We start from the raw sequence: 20,608 nt of genomic DNA on the forward strand, positions 1-20,608 counted from the left end.
CTTTAGTGTAGCTTGCAAAGCACTAAAGGGGCTCTTGTATTAGTAATTGTCACTACTTTTCTGAATCATCATAATATTTCATATCCCTTGTATTCTTTTGTACCGCAACGGCGGCAAAAATACTTAGGGTGTAAGACATACCGTAGAATCCTTTTTCACTCAATTCCATATCTGCATTCCATAATCCTATCACTAAAAGGATAATACTTGCAAAGGTGGTAAACCAGCTAATGCTGTAGTAAGCATCCGTAACGGGTAAACCCTCTAGCCTGTCCCGAACACTTTTTTGAACGGAGACCACAGAGAATAGGCCAAATAATAATAACGTAAAATAATAGCCTTTTTCGTTTAGCCAAAGAGATGAATTCCATAAGCCGATACAATACGATGCCATGCCGATACTCAAAGCTGCCCAGGAGGCAGAAATAAATGCTGGAGATGGTTTTAGGGTAAATTGGTTTTCTTTTCTGGTTTTTACTTCTTTGTTGTTTTCTAAAGTATTTTCCATAACTAAAGTTTATAAAATTAGTATGGGGCAAATCTATTTTAGGACCACGCACTACGCAATGGTAATATTTTTACTATACTTACGATATAATTATTAATATTTATTCTTTTTTATACTATTAATAGGAGTTGATATTTTAAAAAACTTACGAATTAATGGAGTTAAAAATACTCGTAGATAGTCTTTCTGAACACGAATTGCATGAGTTTTTGCAGTATTTAGCAAAGAAGAATAGGCGTACAGATATAAAAAATATTACACTAGTAAAGTTTTTGGCCAAAGGCGATGTAACCAATTTAGATGTTAAGCTTTATGGTAAAGGCAATAAAAACGCTTTTTATGTGCTTTGTGCTAGAGTACAAGAGGCATTGATAGAATTTATTGGGAGTTATGGTTTTGAGCATGAAAGCGCAGAAGACTTTCATGCTTTGAAATATTTATTAGCTGCGCGAATACTATTTGAAAAAGGAGCTATTAAAATGGCTAGTAAAGTACTATTGAAATCCGAAAACCTTGCCAACACCATTGATGCCTATCCTATCTTGGCAGAAGTAATACAGACCAAAATACAATTTGCGCATCTGATACCAGATTATTCTTTATCTAGCTTAGTGCTAGAATTGGAAGCAAACAATAAAAAACTGCAAACAGCAACACGATTCAACATCGCTTACGCTCAGATTAGGGCACGATTAAAAAATGATAATTCACCAGAGGTATCTAAAGAACTGCAGCAGATTTTTACCAATCTGGATCTTGTTCTAGAAGAGGATTTAAGTTATAAATCGCTTTATCAATTAATGACCATAACGGCAACAGAAGCCAATCTGCAACGTAATTTTTACGCTATATCACCCTATATAGAACAACTTTTTATCGCACTTAAAAATAAAGGAGAAGTTCCCGCCAAATACAGCTATTATTATGTACGCATGCTGCACTTATTGGCACTATCTTTTTTTAGAAATAAAGAATTCAAAAAGTCGGCTAATGTGTTGTCTGAATTAGAAGATGTTTTGGTAGGCTTAAGTGCTGTAGAGCAGAAATCTTTTCTTAAAAATAGAACACTCCTCAAAGGACTTTTACTTCTCTATACTGGAAAAGTTATGGAGGCAGAAATACTGCTAAAAGGTCTTTCTACCACTTCTTTAGATGTAAAATTGGTGTTGGTTATGTGTCTTTTTCAACAAGGGAAATACAAAGAAGTTTATCGAGAATTGCGCTTACTTAAAAAATCTGATAATTGGTACGAAGAACGTGTGGGTTGGGCGTGGGTGCTCAAAAAGAATATCATAGAATTATTGACGCTTATAGAACTACAAGAACATGATTTAGTGCACGCTAAAGGGCAACAATTTAGGCGTAAGTTTAAAAGGAAATTGGTAGCGGTACAAGAAGAACGTGTGTTGACATTTATAAGATTGGTGTTGGCGTATGCTGAAAACCCTAGTTTGGCCACTACTCCAGATTTTGAGGCTAAAGTAGAAAACGCGTTTGATTTTAAAGGGCGTAGGCAAGAAGATATCTTTGTAATGAGTTTTTATGCGTGGCTAAAATCAAAATTAACCCAACAAGAACTCTATGCGGTAACCCTAGACTTGGTGTCTAATTTGGATGGCTAAGAATATCCGTGCCTAAGAATTTATCATCTTTATTGTAATACCATTTGCGTGTTTTGGGCATTTTAATACCCTTAAATGTTTCAATACCAGATAAAAGAATGTATTCGCCATCATTATCTGCCTCTTTGTGGTAAAACTGATATACTTCCATGGCATAGGTGGTAGGGTCAAAATAAAAATACCAAGTGTCTTTACCTACTACAGCATCATAGGTCACCTTTAAAACTAAATACGTTTTGCCTTTAAATGTTTTGGTAGCCACCTTGGGGTCTAGGTTAGTGCCAGGGTCTTTTAATTTCATTGGCAAGCCATATAGGTAGGTGTAGTAATCCTTCATCATAAAAGCGCGGTCACAATCTAATCTGTAGGTTGCTTTTTCTTCTTCTGTAAAGTTGCGTTTACCATTAAAACTAATGTTGCAATTATCTTGTTCTATTTGGTATTGCGCAGTGTTTTCCTCTTTTTTTACCGTAAGATTAAACACCTCTTTTGGTAAATTTAGATAGATAATACTTTCTCGAGAAGAATTATTTGGGGTTTCCATAACCACTTTTAGGCTGTCTTTAAAAGTGGGCCATTGGCCGTTTGGGTCATGATATGCAATAGCTTTATCTAATAATTCTGAACCCGTAATCGATTGTGATTGTACCCCTAAAACACCACATATAAAAACAGCAAAGTATAGAATTTTATGCATTTTGTGGAATCTTAGCAGGTTCAATAGTGCTATCGTGTTCAAAATAATAAAGTTCCATCAGCTTCATTGTGGCTTTGATAATATCTTTGGTCTCTGTTAACAAAGAAAAATACAATGTAGTGTTTTTTGGACTGGATTCTTCCGTTCTAGTTCTTGCGACCTGTTTTTCTATTTTTTGGTCTATCAGTGTAAAAAGTTCTTCTTTACGGGCCAATAAAGGGCTTAATTTATCAAAAGAACGTTCTGTAAATACTTGAGCTGTGTTGCTAAATAAAGACTCTAACTGTTGGTCTAAATCCTTCAGCTCTTTAATCTGATTGTATTTTAATTTCTTGTGGTTATTATTAACGTGTTTGTAACCAACTTTGGCAATATGTTCTAGGGACTGTGAAACATCTTGTAAGCTACCCAATAAATTGATATAAAAATTAGACGCACCACCAACACTAGATTCGTCTAAATTTTTGATAAAATAAAAAATGTTGTTCTGTAAGCTTTCTATTTCTGCAGACATTTTTGCCACCTCTTTATGATTTCTACGAAGTGATTCTAAGTCGTGCCTAGCCAAACCGTTTATAGCTCCTGTATATATTTTATTACTTCTAGAAATCATGTTGCCAATGTTGTCAGCACTTTCTTGGATAACCCCTTGTATGGAACTGCTCTCTGCTTTTCTAAGGCTATCTTCGGCTTTAATTTCTTTAGATTTTTTATTGTGAGCCATGTAGTTGCGTAGTAATAATACTGCTGCTGCAACCAATAGAATTATCAAAGCAACAAAACCACCAATATGTAAGATGTAAGCTATAATGGCTGCTGCGGTAAACGCAGAAAAAGCAGTAAAAAACCAACCTCCAATAACATTAAGAACACCTGCTACTCGGTATACCGCACTTTCTGCTCCCCAAGCACGGTCTGCAAGAGAAGTACCCATAGTCACCATAAAAGTAACGTAGGTGGTGCTCAAAGGCAATTTCATAGAGGTTGCTAATGAAATAAGGATGCTCGCAACCATCAAGTTTACGGAGGCTCTCACCATATCAAAAGCAGGCATATCTTGTGCTTTTTGCTTAGGTAAGTATGTTTTAGGCATTTTAAAACGTTCATCAATTTTTTTAACTAAACTAGGAGGTAAAGCGGCCATGACGTTGCTGCTCGCAGTTATAGATAATTTTACAATTTGCCTAGATAGATAATTGGGTTGAAAGCGTTCATCACCCTCGTCTTGTCTTGCTAGGTCAACACTGGTTTTTACAACACTACGTGCCTTAGAAGATAACCAAAGGGTAACCACCATAATGCCGCCAGAAAGTAAGAGTAAATAGGGTTTTGTGCGTACTGCGGCGGTTAATCCTTCCATCGTAAATTTAGCAGGATCTACACCAGAGCTACTCCAATCTTGGTAAGATTGTAAGGCAGCAATAGGTACTCCAATAAAATTGACCAAGTCATTGCCAGCAAAGGCCATAGCTAAAGCAAATGTGCCCAGAATAATAACTATTCTGTAAATATTCCATTTAATTACTAACGCAGCTGCCCAAGAAATAAGCGTCCAAATTGCCAAGTTGGCAAGTAAAAACAAGAAAGTATTGGCGTTAATCATTGCCATAAAAGAAGGGTCAAAAATGGCAGCACTTTTAAGGCCTTTGACCAAAATAAAGTAGACAATTGCGGTAATAGCTATACCGCCAAAAATGGCTTCTACCCATTTAGGTTTCTTGTTAAAATCAAAAGAAATAAGTATTCTAGTGACATACTGTACTAAGGCACCAATACTAAAAGCTACCACAACAGAAAGTAAAATACCAAAAATAATTTCGGTGGCTTTTTGCGTATTAATGTAATTTACTAATTCTGAAAAGCTACCGTCTGCACCTGCTATTTTTATTAAAGAAACGGCCACCGCAGCTCCAAGTAATTCAAAAACAATGGATACCGTGGTAGAGGTTGGCATACCAAGCGTATTAAAGAAGTCTAGCAGTAAAATATCGGTAATCATTACTGCCATGAAGATGATCATGATTTCTGCAAAGACAAATTCGGTAGGATTAAATATTCCTTTCCTGGCTACTTCCATCATGCCGCTAGAAGACATGGCACCAAAGGCTACGCCAAGACTAGCAACTATCATCACCGTTTTAAAAGAAATGGCTTTAGAGCCAATCGCAGAGTTCAAAAAGTTTACAGCATCATTACTAACCCCAACCACTAAATCGGTTATGGCAAGGATAGCCAATGCAACAACCATAAACAAGTAGATATTCTCCCCCATCTTAATAATTCAAATAGGGCAAAATTGCTATTATAAATCGGCATACAGGTTAATAAAACGTTACGATATAGGCTGGTTTTGAGCTTTATGGTAAGGGTTATTAAATTAACTTGAGCCTCAAAAGTGCAATTGCGTTATCTTCGTTGCAAAATTTTAGGCAATGAAGTGGGAAAAATTACTCTCCCTTAAGCGTTATGGCGATACGGAAACAAGACATAGAAAATTGCAAGATGAAACCCGTTTGGGGTTTGAGGTAGATTATGACCGTATAATTTTTTCTTCTGAGTTTAGAAGTCTGCAAGATAAAACGCAAGTAATGCCACTGCCTATAAATTTGGCGTCTAAACGCAACTTTGTACACACACGCTTAACTCATAGTTTAGAAGTTTCTGTAGTGGGTAGAAGTCTTGGTAGAATGGTAGGCAAGGAACTTTTAGAAAAATACCCACAGTTACATACAGAACTGGGTTATAAGTTTAACGATTTTGGCGCTATTGTTGCTGCGGCTGCTTTGGCACATGATATTGGTAACCCACCCTTTGGGCATAGCGGTGAAAAAGCGATTGGTAATTTCTTCTCTAATGGTAAGGGTTTGCAGTACAAAGAATTGCTAACAGCAACAGAATTTCAAGATTTGATAGATTTTGAGGGGAATGCCAACGGATTTAGATTGCTTAATGCTTCTAGGCAAGGAATAGAGGGTGGTTTGCGCTTAAGCTATGCTACCCTAGGGGCGTTTGTTAAATACCCCAAAGCATCACTGCCAAAAAAACCAACCCAGCATATATCAGATAAAAAATACGGCTATTTTCAATCAGAAAAAGCTTTTTTTAAAGAGCTTGCTGCAGAACTAGGCTTGCCACAAAAAACGGAAGGCGAACAACCTTCTTATCACAGACATCCTCTCGTATATTTGGTAGAAGCTGCGGATGATATTTGTTATACCATAATTGATTTTGAAGATGGAATTAATTTAGGATTGATTCCAGAAGATTTTGCTTTAGAATACATGATTAATTTGGTAAAGGACCGGATTAACTCTAGTAAATTTAGAGCAATGGACTCAATTAGTGACCGTCTTAGTTATTTGCGAGCTTTGGCTATAAGTACTTTAATTGCAGATGTAGCCAAACTGTTTTTAGCAAATGAAGAAGCTATCCTTAAAGGAGAATTTGATGGTGCATTACTAGACAAATCTCAATATAAAGCACAAATTAAAGACATTATTAATCTTTGCGTAAGCAAGATTTATCAATCTCAAGAAGTGGTAGAGAAAGAACTGGCGGGATATAAAATTATCTCTAATTTATTGGATAGTTATAGTGCTGCCATGATGAACAGCAAGGCTGGTAACGCTAGTAATTATGACACCTTGTTGGTAGGTACCTTACCCAAACACTTTGCAAATACTAATGCTACTAGTTATGAGATTTTACTGGGTGTTAGTTCTTTTGTCGCAAGCTTATCAGATAGTGCTGCGGTACAATTAAACAACACCTTGCTAGGCAAGCATCTCTAGAAACTATATTTTAATCCAAGACCCAGTGTTTGCTTAAACTGTACTTTTGGAATTCCAGGGTCTATTACGGTACCATCTTCAGCGGTCACTTCATCAAACTTAATATCGTCGTCATACAAAAGATGCCCACTAATATTGGCTTGGATAAATTTGTTTACCTTAAAGAGTAAGTTGATTTCCCAGTCTACATCAATATTGCCAAAGCTATTAATATAGTCTGTGTAAAGGCTTAAACGATGATTTAGAAAGATATTCTCAAACAATTCTTCTTCCCAATTGTTGGTTAATAAAAATCCGAACTGCATAAACAGTCGTTCTCCAGGTTCTACCCCAAAGGCACCTTGATTAGAAAGATTTTCATCTAGAACAAATGTGGCTTTCTGTGTGATTGGAGATAAGTATAAATCGAACTTTTTGCCTTCCGGATTAAAAGTGGTACCTGCACCTAAAAGTAAATATCCTGGAGCCATAAAACGAGAGATGGGATTTTCTCTATTCGGATATTTATAACCGTTAGAAAACTGGGTATTAAAATTAAGTTTTGCAGACCAAAACCATTTAGAAGTAGAGTCCTTACGGAAACCAAAGGTAGATGCAAATTTTATGAAATCGTCCGTTTTTCTGAGTTTACGTCCCTTTTGAGCGTTTATACCGTACCGCAAACGCAATTCGCTATCCCAGGTAGTATGGGCAAATTTATATTTACGGGTAAAGTTTAGATTGCCTAAGGCAGAAACGGCGTTTTCACCACCAGCATTCCAATTTACAAAAGCGGTTTCTGTTAAATCTAGGGTAAACTGATTGCTATTTTCCCAGAAACTGGTAGGCGATGCAAAACGCGCACGTTGCGCTAAAGTTTTAGATTGAATACGGACTTTAGGTGCTTGCAAATTAATGCCTTTTCTAATGTTGTCTATCTTCTTTTGTTCCCACCTTATGACAATAGTATCTATGGCCATAGAGTCTATAGCAACTTGGGTACTGTCTTGTGGGGTTTTTTCCCTTTCTTGGCCTAAGCAAGTAATACTTGCTAAAAGGAAGCATCCGAGTAATAATTTAATTGGTCTGGTCAAGGTATTTTTTTAAATGTTCCCAACTAATGCCACAAATATCGTGCAATTCTTTGATAGAGCCATGCGGAATAATAACATCTGGTACACCAAATGGTTTTATTTGTATACTGATACCCTGTTTATTAGCATATTCTAAAACGGCACTGCCAAATCCACCAATTAGGCTGCCATCTTCTATGGTAACAATCTGTTTGTAATTCACAAATATAGTATCTAACAGTTTTGTGTCTAATGGCTTAGCAAATTGCATGTCATAATGTCCAACGTGTTCAGGGTTATTGCAGTGGGCTATCGCTTTAGTAACAGCATGCCCTATAGCCCCAAAAGATAGAACGGCGGTATGTGTTCCTTTTTTTAGTTCTCTTCCTTTACCAATTGGTATTGTTTTAAAAGGCTGTTGCCAATCCATTGTTTCTCCTCTGCCTCTAGGGTATCTTATAGCAATAGGGTGGGTTAAACCTTTTTGAGCGGTGAACATAATATTCCGTAAGGCTACCTCATCCATAGGGGCAAAAACGATTAAATTAGGAATGCATCTCAAATAAGAGATATCATAAACTCCATGATGGGTAGGGCCATCTTCGCCAACCAGACCTGCGCGGTCCAAACAAAATATTACGGGAATGTTTTGTAGGGCAACATCATGTATTACTTGGTCATAGGCGCGTTGTAAGAATGTGGAATACACGTTACAGAAAGGTACAAGTCCGTCTAAGGCCATCCCCGCAGCTAGTGTAACTGCATGTTGCTCTGCGATGCCCACGTCAAAAGCGCGTTCTGGCATAGCAGCCATCATGTATTTTAAAGAGCTGCCAGTAGGCATGGCGGGAGTTATCCCTACTATTTTATCATTTTGTTCAGCAAGTTCTATAATCGTTTTGCCAAAAACATCTTGGTATTTGGGTGGCAAATTTTCTTGGTTGTGGGATAAGCGCTCACCTGTTTGTGCATTAAATTTACCCGGTGCGTGATAGGTGACTTGGTCTTCTTCTGCCGATTTTAGACCCTTACCTTTTGTTGTAATAACATGTAATAATTTTGGGCCTTCTATTTCCTTTAGTCGGTTTAATTCATTTATTAATTCGGGTAGATTATGACCATCTAAAGGTCCTGAGTATGTGAGATTAAGGCACTCAAAGATATTTTCATCTTTAGCAGTACCTTTTTTTACGTTGGTAAGATATTTTTTAAGTGCACCAACGCTGGGGTCAATACCTATAGCATTATCGTTGAGGATGACCAAAGTATTGGTGTTAGTTTCTCCTAAGTGGTTTAAAGCTTCGAATGCCATACCACTTGCAATAGATGCATCCCCAATAACAGCGATGTGCTGCGTAGTAAAATCTTTTTGCAACTGTGCTGCCAGCGCCATGCCTAATATAGCAGAAATAGAGGTAGAGCTATGCCCTGTTCCAAAAGCATCATACGGGCTTTCTGTAATTTTGGGGAATCCGCTAATACCACCTAGTTGTCTGTTGGTGTTAAAAATATCTTTTCTGCCGGTTAAGATTTTATGGCCATAGGCTTGGTGACCCACATCCCATATAAGTTTGTCTTTTGGAGTGTCAAAAACATAATGTAGCGCTATGGTCAACTCAATAACACCAAGACTAGCGCCTAAATGCCCTTCTTTGGTGGCTATAATGTTAATTATAAAGTCACGTAATTCTTTGGCCAGCCCTAATAGTTGGTCTAGGGTTAAATTTTTAAGGTCTTCGGGCGAGTTTATATGTGCTAACAAAGGTGTCAAAATATGCGTAAAATTAGTCAATTCTAGCGTCAATAAATAGCTAAGTTTTTAAACTAGAAAGCCTGCTGTTTTTATTTAAAATTAACGTTACTAAACTTAAAATTAAAAATTAGCTTGCAATAAGTCTTATCGCCTTCCGTTAACTAAGCTGTACCTTAAAAAGAGGCCTGCGTATAAGGGCTAGTGAAATTGGTGATGTGGAGAGTACAGATTAATAAGCATATAATCAATTAAACATAAACCAAAATTACTAGTATTATGAGAAAACATTCATTGTTGTCCTTAGGTCTAAGTCTATGTATTTTAGTAGCATCTTGCTCTAAAGACGAAACTAATGATTCCCAAGAAGGGATAGACCAAGAATCAAAAGAAATAAGAGAAACACCAATCGCTATAGCACAAGTAACGTCTGGTGTTACTGTAGAAAGTAGTACGGTAAAAGAAGGTATGCCGCCAGCACCAACGGGTCAGTTAGATATTAGTATGGATACAGATGACCAACTAGGGTATTTGGATGCTGGTTTTAATATTAGGGTAAGTTCTACTGGAGCACCAACAGGGGCTTATATTGTTTTTAAAGATAAAGACGGCAACGCACAAGATTCTTATTTTGATGTGGATTTAAGCGGTACTGGAAATAAAAAATCTACTCAGCGCCGTAAGAAATTTGGAGCTAATACCTCTATTTTTAATAAAGATGGAGCGGAAGAGCAAGAAATAAGAGTGGTTTTTGAGAATACCATACCAACCGGTACTTTTTGTTATGACTTGTGTTTGTACGATGCTACAGGGAATATTAGCCAAATTGTAACTAGATGTGTAGTAATTGATGAGTGGGGTGGTAATGATAGTGTGGTAGGAGAATGGAAGTTCGAAGCCTCTTATGAAAATGGGGAACGTATGGATGAATCATCTAATGAAGAAGAATTTCCTTGCGTTAATGGGGGGAGTGTCTTAGCAGAATACTCAGATATAGTTACGGATAACTGGTTGTTAGTTTTTGAAGCTGATGGGGATTATTACGAAGAATATGAGTATGAGGCCTACAATATAGATTATGAAGCCACTACGAATGAATGTACTGCTATTTATGAGACAGAAATCTATGGTTATCACGATAGATATTTAGGTAAGTGGGCGTACAATATGGTGGATGGTTTGTCTGTTGTAGATTTTGCTTATACAGATTTATTAGACCCTACTGAAAATGAAACGTATGAGACTGGCGATTTATATTTTGAAGGAGTTGCAGTTGCTTTTGAAGGTGATAAAATGATTTTAACGGAAAGCGTTAACGAAGAAGGTATTACTATTGAATATAAAGTGGTGTTTGTGAAAAATTAAAGAACAGATATTAATTTGTTTAATACAAAAAGGTAAAATTCAATTTTGAGATTGGGTTTTACCTTTTTTGCATTTTATCTTTGATGAGATGGAAAACCCTTTTGATGATACGTATTTTATGAAGCGTGCCTTGCTAGAGGCAGAAAATGCTTTTGAAATGGGAGAGGTGCCTGTAGGTGCTGTGGTTGTAGCTGATAATAGAATTATTGGTAAAGCTCATAATTTAACGGAGCGCCTTAATGATGTTACCGCACATGCAGAAATGCAAGCCATTACGGCAGCAGCTAATTATATTGGAGGTAAGTATTTACACGGTTGCACCTTGTACGTTACCTTGGAGCCTTGCCAAATGTGTGCAGGTGCATTATACTGGAGTCAGATTTCTAAAATAGTTTACGGAGCTAGAGATTTAGAGCGCGGTTTTAGCGTTACGGGTACTACAATACACCCTAAGACAGAGGTTATACAAGGTGTAATGGAACAAGAAGCGGCAGAGTTGTTAAAACGCTTTTTTATTCAGCGTAGAAATAGAAACTAAAAAAGCCCCAGCAATTGCTAGGGCTCGTAAGCTTCAAAATAAAATATATATTCTTAGATTACCTGCACTTGTGCGGCAACCATACCTTTTCTACCTTCTTCTTCTTGATATTCTACCTTGTCTCCATCGTTCAAGACTAAACCATTTAGCGCTGTAGCGTGTACAAAAATGTCCCTACCTGTTGCGTCGTTTGTAATGAATCCATAACCTTTAGACTCATTGAAAAATTTTACTGTACCAGTCATTAAAATAAATTATTATAAAGTGCGAATGTAATATTTTTAAAATGGAAAAAGTTTAAGTAAGGGTTATATTTATCGAAAATTATTGATTATCAGCTTTTTCAGCTTCATTTTTTCGCATTTTCTCAATATTTTCTTTGGTAAGCATGTAATCTTTCATATTCTTTCCCCTACTTTCCTTGTAAAGGAATAGTGGCATCGCTATTAAAAAAAGTCCTATAACTCCAGCGCCTATGTATTTTTCTGCACCGTTGGGTACACCATGCTCTTGTATATATAGGCCATAACCCATAGCTGTGAAAGAAGCAAAAAGAACCAAAAGGGTAAGGTGTTTTAATTTCATGCTTAAAATTTTAATGGTACAAAGATACTTCTTGCTTTTGTAAGCACTATTCTTTTGTATTAACGGATATCTAATATTAATTTTCCCAGCCTCCAGACCAACGACCAAGGCCAGTACGGCGTAAAGTAGGTCTTCCTTTGTTAAGGATATTACTAATGTATCCTACTATTGCTAGGGTTAAAATAAGAATAAAAAATAGGAGTATAATAATCCCGAAAAGTGATATTCGGTTTCCATAGAAAAGCGCGTAAATCAGTAATGCATCAAAAGCAATCATTAAAAAAGGAATAAGAAAATTGAATCCTACTTTAGAAAGTAGCTCCTTTAGCACTCCAACGTCTTTACCCAACACCAAATGTATTTGTGCATAAAAGAGAACAGAGAAAATTAAAACAAAAATAAAGCTTCCAACTAAAGTGATAACCAAGGTAAATCCCATAGTGATGACCATATCGGTTTCTTCATTGTAATTAATGGTATACGTGTCACCTACAGAAATTTCAGATTCGGAATGGTTTAGTTTACGTTTTATTCGCTCCCCATTTTCGGTTGTAAATTCAACTATGGGCGCATAGCGCCTTTCATTATCACCATTGGTATGGCTATACTCGGTGCCAATTACTAGGGCTTTGTAGGTTGTGCCACTTGTGAGGACCACATAGGTGTTGGCCACGGATTGTGAAAATATACTCCAAGAGGTTAAGAATAATAGGTTAATACTGATAAGTACCAAACCTATAAAGCCATAACCTATGCAACCTGTTTTTGTTTTAAGTTTTTTTATGAGAATATGGGTGATGCCAATACTTAGTAGAATGAAGAAAAGAATAAATAAAGTTGCATACTTTTAAAATAGTAACGGTTAAAGTATGAAAATATAGCGTAAAAGTATTTAGATAAATGAATTTAGGCTTTAAAAACGGTGTTTGTTATGGAGTATGCTTTATAAGTTTTCTTCTGTAAGCAGTTAATAGTTTGGATTTGCTTACAAATCCAATATATGTACCGTCTTTTACTACGGGTAGGTTCCAAGCGCCGCTTTCTTGAAACTTCTGCATAACCACCTTCATGTTATCTTTATCTTGAAAAATGTACTCAGGTGGGGCATGCATCATATCTTTAACAAAGGTGCAATGGTACAATTCATTATTAAACATAATTTCTCTTATGTCGTCTAGAAGAACAATACCAACCATTTTACTGTCCTTGTCTACCACTGGGAAAATATTTCGGGTAGACTTTGCTACCGACTTATGAAGCATTTCTCCCAAAGTCATTTCTGGATAAACCGTTTTAAAATTCTTTTCTATCACCTCATCTAATTGCAATAAAGTAAGTACCGTTTGGTCTTTGTTATGCGTTAATAAAGCACCTTTTTCTGCTAATTCTTTGGTATAGATATTATGGTCCATTACATTTTTAGTGACCAAGTAAGAGATAGACGCAGTAATCATTAAGGGTACAAATAACTGATAGCCTCCCGTAATCTCTGCAATTAAAAAAATGGCCGTTAAAGGAGCATGAATCACCCCTGCAATAAGACCTGCCATACCAATAAGCGTAAAATTGCTTTCGGATACCGTAAATCCTAACCCCAATTGATTTATCAATTTGGCAAATACGTTGCCCAAGGCGCTACCCATAACCATGGTTGGGATAAATATCCCGCCAGCACCACCTGCCGCCATAGTGGTGGTCATAGCTATGGCCTTAAAAATAGTGATACCAAAAAGCAGTAAAATAACTACCCAAATATTAGAAGTATACGCATCAAACGGTGTTTTGCCAAGCGCTTTTAAATCGTCTCCATGCAATAGATTATTTATAAAACCAAAACCTTCTCCATATAATGGTGGAATAAAATAAAGCATAATACCTATGGCAAGGCCACCTACGAGTAATTTGTATTTGGGGCTACGCAGTTTTTTAAAAAGATTGTGAATCCAAAAGAACATTTTAGTAAAGTAGATAGAGGCAACGGCAGTACCTGCGCCTAAAAGAATGTAAAAAAAGGTGTCTTCTAGTTCAAAATTTTCGGTAAGAGTGTAGTTGAATAATACTTCATTCCCCAAAAAAAAGTAAGAAGTGAGTACCCCAGAAATAGATGCTAATAAAAGGGGCAGTACCGATAACATAGTTAAATCTAGACTAAAGACTTCTACCGCAAATATGATGGCTGCAATAGGGGATTGAAAAATGGAAGCAATAGCACCAGCAGATGCGCACGCTATTAATAAGGTTCTTGTTTTGGCATCTATATGTAGAAACTTACTTAGATTAGAACTTAATGCAGAGCTAGACTCAACTGCAGGTCCCAATAAACCTACAGACCCTCCAAAACCCACGGTTAATGGCGCAGCTATCAATGGGTTGTAAATCTTTTTTAAGGATAGTAATCCATTTTTTTTTGAAAGGGCAAATAGAATAGAAGAAACAGCATTGCCTAGCGGATGCTTGTTTACAAACTTGGTATATAAGTACACCAAAGTAAGGCCCACAATAGGCAAAATAAAATACAGTTGATTCTCAGAAAATACGATGCCTTCTTCTAAAAGCGCCTCTATAAAGTAGGTAATGTTCTTAAGTGTAACTGCAGTTAAACCCGCTAACAAACCCACCACAATACTCACCAACTGCACAAATGTCTTGTTATTGATGTTCTTGTAGCGCCATTTCAAGAATTTTTTGAAATAGACTTTGCTATCCCTCATACACTATCCGATTCTTAATAAAAGTATTAAAAATCTCGGCCTAAATGTAATAACAACTACAAATCTAGCTTTATGTTCAGCTCGCTTAGTTGTTCATTATCAATAGTAGCAGGGGCATCTATCATAACATCTCTACCACTATTATTTTTAGGAAAAGCAATAAAATCTCTAATAGTTTCTTTACCTCCTAAGATGGCAACCAATCTGTCTAAACCAAAAGCGATACCACCATGCGGAGGTGCACCATATTGGAAAGCATCCATTAAAAAGCCAAATTGTTCCTTAGCTTCTTCTGGAGTAAAACCAAGATGCTTAAACATAATGGCTTGAGTTTCCTTATCGTGAATACGTATAGAGCCACCACCAATTTCGTTACCGTTCAGTACCAGGTCATACGCATTAGCTTTTACGGCACCTGGCTGTTCATCTAGCAATTCAATTTGTCCAGGTTTAGGAGATGTAAATGGATGGTGCATGGCGTGGTAGGTATTGGTTTCTTCATCCAATTCTAACAGCGGAAAATCTATAACCCACAGCGGAGCAAATTCATCGGCTTTACGAAGTCCTAGACGTTCTGCCATTTCCATACGCAAAGCACTTAGTTGCGCTCTTGTTTTATTTGTTTCTCCAGAAAGCACGCAAATTAAGTCGCCTTTTTGTGCTCCGGTAGCTGTTGCCCATTTAGCTAAATCTTCTTGGTCATAAAACTTATCTACGGAAGATTTGTAAGTGCCATCTTTATTGCATTTAACATAGACCATGCCTTTTGCACCTACTTGTGGGCGCTTAACCCAATCTATAAGTTTGTCTATTTCTTTGCGTGTATAGTTAGCAGCACCTGGTACCGCAATACCTACTACCAATTCTGCGCTATTAAATACGCCAAAATCTTTATGCTGTGCTACGGTATTTAGCTCGCCAAATTCCATTCCAAAACGGATGTCTGGTTTGTCATTACCGTATTTGGCCATAGCCTCATCATAAGTAATGCGCGGAAATTCTGCTACATCAACACCATTAATTTCTTTAAGCAAATGTCTTGTAAGGCCTTCAAAAATGTTTAAAATATCTTCTTGTTCCACAAAAGCCATTTCACAATCTATCTGTGTAAACTCAGGTTGCCTGTCTGCTCTAAGATCTTCATCTCTAAAACACTTAACAATCTGAAAATACTTATCCATTCCGCCTACCATAAGCAATTGCTTAAAGGTTTGTGGCGATTGTGGTAAAGCATAAAATTGCCCCTCATTCATACGGCTCGGTACTAGAAAATCTCTTGCGCCTTCTGGTGTAGATTTAATCAAATAAGGTGTTTCTACCTCTATAAAATTTTGGTCCGATAAATATTTACGAACCTCCATAGCCACTTTGTGTCTAAAGATGAGGTTGTTTTTAATTGGATTTCTACGAATATCTAGGTAACGATACTTCATACGGATGTCTTCTCCGCCATCTGTTTCATCTTCAATGGTAAACGGTGGTAGCTTGGCGTTATTTAAAACGGTGAGTTCGCTCACCAATACCTCTATAGTGCCTGTGGCTATATTGTCGTTCTTAGACGCTCTTTCTATAACAGAGCCTTTTACCTGTATTACGGTTTCACGGCTAATTGTTCTAGCTAAAGCCAATAGTTCTGGCGTGGAGCGTTCTTCATCAAAAACCAATTGGGTTAATCCATAGCGGTCTCTTAGGTCTATCCAAACCACAAAACCTTTGTCTCTAGACTTTGCGGCCCAACCGCTAAGACTTACTTCTGTTCCAATATGAGATGCGCGCAATTCGCCGCAAGTATGGCTCCTATACATAATAAAGAAATTTGCTGGGCAAAGGTAAGGTCTAGGACTACGCAGATGCAAGTATTTTTATAGATATGATGCTAACCATTCATCTACACTTTTAAGCGATTAATCCATTTAATGAGGTTTAATAGGGTTAAAAAGAAAAATATAAAACACTAAAAAACAGACGAATAGAGATCAAATGTTAACTAAAGGTTATGTAAAAGTAAATCAAACATGTATTTAATGTAAAATATTTACTATCTTTGTAACGTTAGTGTAAAGGAATATAAGAACTTTAAACCCCATACAATGAAGAAAATTACAATTATATTGGCAGTGATGATGATTTCGGCGGTGACTTTTGCACAAGAAACTAAACCGAAGTTTGAAAAAGAGGGTAAAATGGTAAAAGCAACCTATTTTCATGATAATGGAGAAGTTGCACAATCTGGTTACCTTAAAGACGGTAAACTACATGGACAATGGTTTATGTATGATGTAGATGGCAAAAAACTGGCTACCGGAAAATATAACGAAGGCGTTAAAGAAGGTAAATGGTTGTTCTGGAAAGGAGAAATGTTGAAGGAAGTTGATTTTGTGGACAACCGTATTACCAACGTAAAAAATTGGAACCAATCTGAAGTGGTTTCGATACACTAATAATTAGGGTAAGTGTTAAAAACCCCGACCATTTGGTCGGGGTTTTTTTATTTATGCTAATTCTGTTTTACTAGAACTTCTTTGTTTATAATCGCCGCGAATCCTAATCTTAATACGGTACACAATATTAAATAGTACCGGCACTATAATCAATGTTAAAAAAGTAGCTACAATTAAACCAAAGATTACGGTCCAAGCTAGTGGTCCCCAGAAAATTACGTTGTCTCCACCCATATATATTTGTGGGTCGAACTCAGAGAATAGGGTGACAAAGTTGATATTTAAACCGATAGCTAATGGTATTAAACCTAAAACGGTAGTAATTGCCGTTAATATTACAGGTCTTAATCTTGCTTTTCCACCTTTAACCATGGCTTCAGTGGCTTGATCTATAGTCAATAATTCATCATCACTAATCTGTAAGTCAACCTTTTTTCTATCTAATAAAATCTGGGTATAATCTAAAAGTACAACCCCATTATTTACAACAATACCTGCTAAGGAAATAATCCCCATCATGGTCATCATAATAACAAAAGGCCAGCCTGTAATAATTAAACCACCAAATACACCTATAAAACTCAAAAATATGGCCATCATAATAATGGCAGGTTTAGAAATGCCACCAAATTGAAAAATTAGAATTAACATAATCAACCCTAAACCACCAAAGAAAGCTCCCATCAAAAACTGCATTTGTTTATTTTGCTCCTCTAACTGCCCAGTGTAATCTATTTTAACTCCGTCTGGTAACCCTTTAAATTCGGTCATTTCTTTCTGAATTTCAGCTACAATAGCTCCAGCATCCGTAAATCCAGGTTTTAAAGCAGAATATACGGTTACCACACGTTTGGTGTCTACGTGTTTAATTGCGCTAAAGCTAGAATTGTTGCGTTTGTTAGCTACCGCAGAAACGGGAACTTCCATAATTCTACCATTAGAAGGGTCTCTAAAAATGATGTTTTGATTAAAAAGGGCGCTAGTGTTGTAGCGTAAATCCTCATTAAAGCGTACGTAAATATCATAATCATCTCCATCTTTCTTAAAAACTCCAGCCTTTTCACCAAAAATGGAACGTCTTAACTGTTGGCCAACTTGCCCTACAGCTACGCCTAACTCACCCGCTTTTTCTCGATTCACAACTACCTGCATGCCAGGTTTGCTTTTATTCACATCCACTTTTAATTCCTCTATCCCAGCAATATTTTTGCTATTGATAAAGTTACGCATACGTTCTGCGGTGTTGATTAGAGTATCGTAGTTTATACCTGCAATTTCTATGTTGATAGGATAACCAGCAGGTGGTCCCACAGCATCTTTTTCTACAGAAATAGTTACACCTGGATAAACACCTGTTAGCGTATCTTGAATTTTAAGACGAAGCTTTTCTGTATCTAAGCCATTTCTATACTTAAACTCACGCATGGAAAGGGTTATTTTTCCCCTATGTGGCATTTCTGCCGCAGAACCCCCTTCTGTAAACGGATTTTCTGCTCCCTTACCTACTTGAGATACACTAGATTCTACCAAATAATTAAAATCACCCTTGTTATACTTTGGTCTGCCAACCACACCATACACTCGTTCTTCTATTTGCTTAGTAATGGTGTTGGTCTTCTCTATATCTGTACCTTGCGGGTATTCTATATAGACGTAAATTTCGTTTGGTGTATTGTCAGGGAAAAATTCCACTTTAGTACGTTGACTACCAAGAGACATTCCAAAGAACACAAAAGCTAAAACCAACAGTAATGCGGTAAAGCCAAAGTACCAATACACATTTTTGCCTCTTAAAGCACGTATTAACTGCTTTTCATAAAAATTCTCAAAACGTACCAAAGTCTTAGTTTGAAAACGAACCGCCCATTTCTTTAAAAAGTATTTATAAATCCAAAGTAGACCAGCAACCACAATCATTAAAGAACCCAAACCTCTTACCGCTCCCCCTACAAAAAAGATGAATAAGCCAAAACCAACTAAAATCAAGGTGCTTCTAATTAATTGTTTCTTGGTAAGGACACGTTCACCAACATCCATAAACTGAGAAACGAGCATGGAGTTCATAAAAATGGCTACAAAGAGTGATGAGCCTAAGACAATAGAAAGGGTAATTGGGAAATATTTCATAAACTGCCCCATAATACCGGGCCAAAACGCTAAAGGAACAAAAGCAGCCACTGTTGTTAAGGTTGATATGATAATGGGTATGGCAATTTCTCCAATCCCTTTTTTAGCAGCCTCTTTTCTAGAAAGGCCTTCTTGGTCCATAAGGCGGTACACATTTTCTACCACCACAACACCATTATCTACCAACATTCCTAGTCCCATGACTAAGCCGAAGAGAATCATGGTGTTAAGCGTGTAGCCCATCAGGTTTATAATCATGAAGCTCATGAACATAGACATGGGGATAGCAAAACCTACAAACAAGGCATTACGGAATCCTAAGAAAAACATTAAAACGGTAACCACTAGAATAATACCAAAAATGATATTGTTGACCAAATCATCTACTTGGTTTAAAGTTTTGCTAGAGGAGTCGTTAGCTATGTTAACATCTAAATCTTTAGGGAATACATTTTCTTTGGTGTCCTTAACAATAGCTCTTATTAAATCTGCAGCTTCAATGGTGTTTTTTCCAGAGCGTTTTTTAATATCTAGCATTACCACGGGAGCACCATAATCTCTGGCGTAGGTGGTTTTATCTTCTTCATGAAAACTAACCTTTGCAATGTCTCTAAGATATACCGCTCCGTTTTCTGATTTTACTACAAAATTGTCTAGCTCCTTTGGGTTCTGTACTTCGCCCAGAATACGAATAGTTCTGCGCTGCCCAGACGTAATTAAATTACCCGCACTCATGGTTACATTTCCGTTGGCGATGGCTTGTATAACGTTGTCAAAATTTACCCGAGCAGCCATCATTTTGTATACATCTACGGCAACTTCTACCTCTTTTTCTTGAGCCCCACGAATGTCTACACCTTTAATTTGCGGCAAATCTTCTATTTCGTCTTGTAAATATTCAGCAAAATCTTTTAAGCGTTCCACAGGGTAATCTCCTGTAATATTCACATTCATTATAGGAAAAGATTCTGCGATATTCAGGTCAAAAACATTGGGTTCCACCTTTGCATTGTTAAACACAGGCCAATCTTCCCCAGCTTTTTCACTGTCAACTTCGTCTTTTACTTTTTGTTTTGCATTTTCTACTGTAATGCCTTCATCAAACTCCACCACAATCATAGAATAATCTTCTTGCGATGTAGAGGTAATGTCTGTAACGTTGCTGATATTTTTTAAAACATCTTCTAATGGGTCTGTGACCAAGCGTTCCATATCTTCTGCGGTATTGCCCGGATATATGGTGCTGATGTAAATTTTGGTTTCTGATACCTCTGGAAAATCTTCTCTAGGCATGGCAAAATAGGCAGATAGACCAAAAATGAAGAAAAGGGCTATCATTACATATACCACCGAAGGATTTTCAATGGCCCAGGAAGATGGGCCAAACAGCTTGTTGGCGTTCTTTTGTGCTTTTTCCATGC

General features: G+C 36.9%; 16 protein-coding genes. 5 read left to right on the forward strand and 11 right to left on the reverse strand.

Annotation, left to right across the window (positions count from 1 at the left end):
- Nucleotides 1–52: 52 nt before the first annotated feature.
- The gene (gene yiaA, locus FBT53_RS00290) at nt 53–508 is read right to left on the reverse strand and encodes an inner membrane protein YiaA (protein ID WP_136949172.1); all 456 of its coding nucleotides are present in this window, start codon (nt 506–508) and stop codon (nt 53–55) included.
- Between the two features lie 155 nt (nt 509–663).
- On the opposite strand from yiaA, the gene FBT53_RS00295 reads away from it, so the two are divergent.
- Nucleotides 664–2,130: a hypothetical protein gene (locus tag FBT53_RS00295; RefSeq protein ID WP_136949173.1), complete on the forward strand. Its 1,467-nt coding sequence runs from the start codon at nt 664–666 to the stop codon at nt 2,128–2,130.
- Here FBT53_RS00295 and FBT53_RS00300 read toward each other — a convergent pair.
- Nucleotides 2,114–2,827 carry a DUF6503 family protein gene (locus FBT53_RS00300; RefSeq protein WP_136949174.1) on the reverse strand — a complete coding sequence of 238 codons (714 nt, stop codon included), beginning with the start codon at nt 2,825–2,827 and terminating at the stop codon, nt 2,114–2,116. The genes FBT53_RS00295 and FBT53_RS00300 overlap by 17 nt on opposite strands.
- A complete protein-coding gene (locus FBT53_RS00305) occupies nt 2,820–5,099 on the reverse strand; it encodes an inorganic phosphate transporter (protein ID WP_136949175.1) in 2,280 nt (759 codons plus the stop codon). Before FBT53_RS00305 ends, FBT53_RS00300 begins: the two co-directional genes overlap by 8 nt.
- 160 nt (nt 5,100–5,259) lie before the next feature.
- Here FBT53_RS00305 and dgt point away from each other — a divergent pair, with 160 nt between their 5' ends.
- Nucleotides 5,260–6,618, forward strand: a complete 1,359-nt coding sequence (gene dgt / locus FBT53_RS00310; RefSeq protein ID WP_136949176.1) for a dGTP triphosphohydrolase — start codon at nt 5,260–5,262, stop codon at nt 6,616–6,618.
- On the opposite strand, the gene FBT53_RS00315 is transcribed toward dgt, so the two are convergent.
- Both FBT53_RS00315 and FBT53_RS00320 read right to left on the reverse strand, forming a co-directional pair.
- Nucleotides 6,615–7,691 carry a DUF3078 domain-containing protein gene (locus tag FBT53_RS00315; protein ID WP_136949177.1) on the reverse strand — a complete coding sequence of 359 codons (1,077 nt, stop codon included), beginning with the start codon at nt 7,689–7,691 and terminating at the stop codon, nt 6,615–6,617. The genes dgt and FBT53_RS00315 overlap by 4 nt on opposite strands.
- Nucleotides 7,675–9,474, reverse strand: a complete 1,800-nt coding sequence (locus tag FBT53_RS00320) for a 1-deoxy-D-xylulose-5-phosphate synthase (protein WP_240729721.1) — start codon at nt 9,472–9,474, stop codon at nt 7,675–7,677. Before FBT53_RS00320 ends, FBT53_RS00315 begins: the two co-directional genes overlap by 17 nt.
- 225 nt (nt 9,475–9,699) lie before the next feature.
- On the opposite strand from FBT53_RS00320, the gene FBT53_RS00325 reads away from it, so the two are divergent.
- Nucleotides 9,700–10,785, forward strand: coding sequence for a hypothetical protein (locus tag FBT53_RS00325; protein WP_136949178.1), 1,086 nt, complete (start codon nt 9,700–9,702; stop codon nt 10,783–10,785).
- Between the two features lie 88 nt (nt 10,786–10,873).
- The gene (locus FBT53_RS00330) at nt 10,874–11,323 is read left to right on the forward strand and encodes a nucleoside deaminase (protein WP_136949179.1); all 450 of its coding nucleotides are present in this window, start codon (nt 10,874–10,876) and stop codon (nt 11,321–11,323) included.
- A 53-nt stretch (nt 11,324–11,376) separates the two neighbouring features.
- Here FBT53_RS00330 and FBT53_RS00335 read toward each other — a convergent pair whose 3' ends face one another.
- From FBT53_RS00335 to aspS, 5 genes are all read right to left on the reverse strand, one after another.
- The gene (locus tag FBT53_RS00335; RefSeq protein WP_136949180.1) at nt 11,377–11,568 is read right to left on the reverse strand and encodes a cold-shock protein; all 192 of its coding nucleotides are present in this window, start codon (nt 11,566–11,568) and stop codon (nt 11,377–11,379) included.
- 79 nt (nt 11,569–11,647) lie between these two features.
- A complete protein-coding gene (locus tag FBT53_RS00340) occupies nt 11,648–11,908 on the reverse strand; it encodes a hypothetical protein (protein WP_136949181.1) in 261 nt (86 codons plus the stop codon).
- A gap of 76 nt (nt 11,909–11,984) precedes the next feature.
- On the reverse strand, nt 11,985–12,641 hold the full coding sequence (locus FBT53_RS00345) for a hypothetical protein (protein WP_169630291.1): 657 nt from the start codon (nt 12,639–12,641) through the stop codon (nt 11,985–11,987).
- Between the two features lie 196 nt (nt 12,642–12,837).
- Nucleotides 12,838–14,619 carry a chloride channel protein gene (locus FBT53_RS00350; protein WP_136949183.1) on the reverse strand — a complete coding sequence of 594 codons (1,782 nt, stop codon included), beginning with the start codon at nt 14,617–14,619 and terminating at the stop codon, nt 12,838–12,840.
- A gap of 56 nt (nt 14,620–14,675) precedes the next feature.
- The gene (gene aspS / locus FBT53_RS00355; RefSeq protein WP_136949184.1) at nt 14,676–16,424 is read right to left on the reverse strand and encodes an aspartate--tRNA ligase; all 1,749 of its coding nucleotides are present in this window, start codon (nt 16,422–16,424) and stop codon (nt 14,676–14,678) included.
- 285 nt (nt 16,425–16,709) lie between these two features.
- Between aspS and FBT53_RS00360 the strand changes: the two genes are divergently transcribed.
- Nucleotides 16,710–17,060 carry a toxin-antitoxin system YwqK family antitoxin gene (locus FBT53_RS00360; RefSeq protein WP_136949185.1) on the forward strand — a complete coding sequence of 117 codons (351 nt, stop codon included), beginning with the start codon at nt 16,710–16,712 and terminating at the stop codon, nt 17,058–17,060.
- Between the two features lie 51 nt (nt 17,061–17,111).
- Here FBT53_RS00360 and FBT53_RS00365 read toward each other — a convergent pair whose 3' ends face one another.
- Entirely contained in the window at nt 17,112–20,606 is a 3,495-nt protein-coding gene (locus FBT53_RS00365; protein WP_136949186.1) for an efflux RND transporter permease subunit, read from the reverse strand.
- Between the last annotated feature and the right edge of the window lie 2 nt (nt 20,607–20,608).

It is taken from the genome of Flavobacterium sp. ASW18X (assembly GCF_005144745.1).
Classification (GTDB): domain Bacteria; phylum Bacteroidota; class Bacteroidia; order Flavobacteriales; family Flavobacteriaceae; genus Croceivirga.

What these genes read in the sequence shown, in the direction of transcription:
- yiaA (WP_136949172.1), bottom strand. Translation starts at nt 508, where the DNA reads ATGGAAAATACTTTAGAAAACAACAAAGAAGTAAAAACCAGAAAAGAA.
- FBT53_RS00295 (WP_136949173.1), top strand. Translation starts at nt 664, where the DNA reads ATGGAGTTAAAAATACTCGTAGATAGTCTTTCTGAACACGAATTGCAT.
- FBT53_RS00300 (WP_136949174.1), bottom strand. Translation starts at nt 2,827, where the DNA reads ATGCATAAAATTCTATACTTTGCTGTTTTTATATGTGGTGTTTTAGGG.
- FBT53_RS00305 (WP_136949175.1), bottom strand. Translation starts at nt 5,099, where the DNA reads ATGGGGGAGAATATCTACTTGTTTATGGTTGTTGCATTGGCTATCCTT.
- dgt (WP_136949176.1), top strand. Translation starts at nt 5,260, where the DNA reads ATGAAGTGGGAAAAATTACTCTCCCTTAAGCGTTATGGCGATACGGAA.
- FBT53_RS00325 (WP_136949178.1), top strand. Translation starts at nt 9,700, where the DNA reads ATGAGAAAACATTCATTGTTGTCCTTAGGTCTAAGTCTATGTATTTTA.
- FBT53_RS00330 (WP_136949179.1), top strand. Translation starts at nt 10,874, where the DNA reads ATGGAAAACCCTTTTGATGATACGTATTTTATGAAGCGTGCCTTGCTA.
- FBT53_RS00335 (WP_136949180.1), bottom strand. Translation starts at nt 11,568, where the DNA reads ATGACTGGTACAGTAAAATTTTTCAATGAGTCTAAAGGTTATGGATTC.
- FBT53_RS00340 (WP_136949181.1), bottom strand. Translation starts at nt 11,908, where the DNA reads ATGAAATTAAAACACCTTACCCTTTTGGTTCTTTTTGCTTCTTTCACA.
- FBT53_RS00350 (WP_136949183.1), bottom strand. Translation starts at nt 14,619, where the DNA reads ATGAGGGATAGCAAAGTCTATTTCAAAAAATTCTTGAAATGGCGCTAC.
- aspS (WP_136949184.1), bottom strand. Translation starts at nt 16,424, where the DNA reads ATGTATAGGAGCCATACTTGCGGCGAATTGCGCGCATCTCATATTGGA.
- FBT53_RS00360 (WP_136949185.1), top strand. Translation starts at nt 16,710, where the DNA reads ATGAAGAAAATTACAATTATATTGGCAGTGATGATGATTTCGGCGGTG.
- FBT53_RS00365 (WP_136949186.1), bottom strand. Translation starts at nt 20,606, where the DNA reads ATGGAAAAAGCACAAAAGAACGCCAACAAGCTGTTTGGCCCATCTTCC.